Raw genomic sequence first — 2,316 nt, forward strand, 5'->3', positions numbered from 1 at the left:
CCTCAGACCGGAGGTTTGCCGCTTGCTTCCTTCAGATTCCACGTCACCGTGGACACCCTTGCATTAAGCTAACCACTACTACTGCCTTCATGGTTCGGGACTTTCACCCTATAGATTGCACCCATGCCGGGCGCACGAAAAAGCTGCCTTAAAGACAGCWCTGATCTWMAGCTAACGCACCCGTTAGTTTAAGTGAAACTGTTCACAATCATTCGTTACATTAATGTAATGTTACTTTATGACTTAAAGACTAGATAAAATTTTAATAAAAAGAACTTGGAAACTTTCCAAGTTCTTTTTCGTTTGTTGTAGAACTTCAAGAAGAAATTATAGTATCACTCCTGAAAAATCCCCTCTCAGCACTTCCTTCTGATTTTGATTTTTGCACAAAAAGCAGGCAGTAATATGTGTTCTATTAACCTGCTTTTCAAATTGCTCAATTGTTACTTCACAAATTATTGTATCATCCGTAAATACTGGTCTTAAAAACTCAAAATTCATAGTACGAGATAGTACGTTGTTATCGCCTCCTACTTTTGTTGGTAAGGTAGCGGTTAGTAATCCCTGTATTACAAGTCTTCCCTGTTCATCAGGAGTAACATGGTGAGAGCCTTCATCACCTGAGATTTTAGTAAACAATTCAACATCTTCTGCTGTGAAAGTCCGTTTAAATGTAATAATATCTCCTACTTTTAAAGACAATTTTATTCCCCCTTTATTTTAAATCCATTTATCTCAATTTAAATGTGACATATATTCAAATGCTGTTGTTCCATATACGCTTTTAAAGTGTTTATTTAAATGGGTTAAATCAACAAAACCACATTCAGCTACTGCTGAATAAATATCTCGTTTTTTTTCTATTAACTGCTTTGCACGTTCTATCTTGCAGTTAAGAAAGTATTGGTATGGTGAAATTCCAGTATGGGCCTTGAATGATCTGATAAATTTAAATTTTGACAAATTAAGCTCTTTACATATCTCGTCAAGTTTAAGTACATTTTCTAAGTTGGTATGAAACATATCCTTTGCTTTTCTAATTAGAACGTTATCTTTCTTATAGTCTGTAGAAAGATTAGTTTGAATAAGGCTATCTGTGAGGGATAAAAGTAATTCACTGCACAAAGCCTCATCCTTTCCACTCAATATTGCATTAGAAAGATTTAATATTCTTTGTTCAAGTCTATTATTATACACAATAGGGTTTGAAAAACGTACTATATCCTTTTTCTCAATAACCTCTAAAAGCAATTGTGGCTCAATATATAGCATCACATAATCAAGGCCTGTCTCATCATGTGCCCTTCCGTCATGTGCCTGTTCTGGATTAAAAAGCATAACACCATTTTGATATGATAATTGTAAACTGCCATCCAAGTTATAATGTTGAATACCACGCAATGTTACACCTATTGCATACTCCTTGTGAGAATGCTTTTTATACGTAAAATCAGTCATACTTGCTGACAACGCGGTAATACCTGCCGATTTTTTATAGATAAATTTGTCCATTAAATTCACCTCTTAATTAGCTTACCTACATCCATATCATTATTGCAGCATAAACTAAAAACAATGCCATCATTACATTAACAGTTTTTTTATGCTTCTGTAAAAACTCCTTGAAGATTGCACCGAAAAGTACCCATGTAATAAATGCTAAAAATCCAATAACAGTTATAGCAATTACGCTTATTGTAACCGCAGGCTTTGAGACATTGTAGGGCATAACATAGGTAGGAATTACAGTCATTGTAAATACTACCACCTTTGGATTTAAAAACTGCGTAAGGAAGCCTGACATAAACGTACCAGATTGGTTTACAGTTGGTTTTGATGTATCCGTTTTGTAAACTTGATAAGCGAGATACAATATATAAAAGCTTCCGATTATCTGCATAACAATTAAAATTTTGGGTATTATCGTTATAAGTATAGTATTCAACATAGCAGAAATAACAAGTAATAAACCAAAAGCAATAGTTGCTCCATACGTATATTCCATTGCCTTTTTTGTCCCAGAATTATGCACTGTGGATAATATGACGATATTAGTAGGTCCTGGTGTAAAAGTAACAATAAAACAATACATGATAAAAGATGTAATATTCATGAGGAAAACTCCTTTCAAGATATCCTCATATAACTGTACATCTTAAATTTAAATGGCATATAGTATATTATTGCAGGAGTATATAAAGCTTTTATAAAGTTAACTCTACAAATTTAGATGGTTCTTCTTCAACTAATCTGCCCCTTTAGTTGCATAACAAAAAGGTTGCTTCAGCAACCTCCCTTATTGAAGTAAAGCACCTG

3 protein-coding genes are annotated in these 2,316 nt (G+C 33.8%); all 3 read right to left on the reverse strand.

The genetic code is table 11. The annotated features are described in order from the left end of the window. Positions 1 to 327: 327 nt before the first annotated feature. From AC1DUW_RS26285 to AC1DUW_RS26295, 3 genes are read right to left on the reverse strand one after another with little or no spacing between them, the layout of a single operon-like run. A complete protein-coding gene (locus AC1DUW_RS26285; RefSeq protein ID WP_053345577.1) occupies positions 328 to 702 on the reverse strand; it encodes a hotdog family protein in 375 nt (124 codons plus the stop codon). Between the two features lie 33 nt (positions 703 to 735). Then, positions 736 to 1,512, reverse strand: coding sequence for an AraC family transcriptional regulator (locus tag AC1DUW_RS26290; protein ID WP_053345576.1), 777 nt, complete (start codon positions 1,510 to 1,512; stop codon positions 736 to 738). A 25-nt stretch (positions 1,513 to 1,537) separates the two neighbouring features. Next, complete coding sequence (locus AC1DUW_RS26295; RefSeq protein WP_053345575.1) at positions 1,538 to 2,113, reverse strand: LysE family translocator; 576 nt, start codon at positions 2,111 to 2,113, stop codon at positions 1,538 to 1,540. Positions 2,114 to 2,316 lie beyond the last annotated feature (203 nt).

The sequence above is a fragment of the Peribacillus sp. P4_C12 genome, from assembly GCF_056402095.1.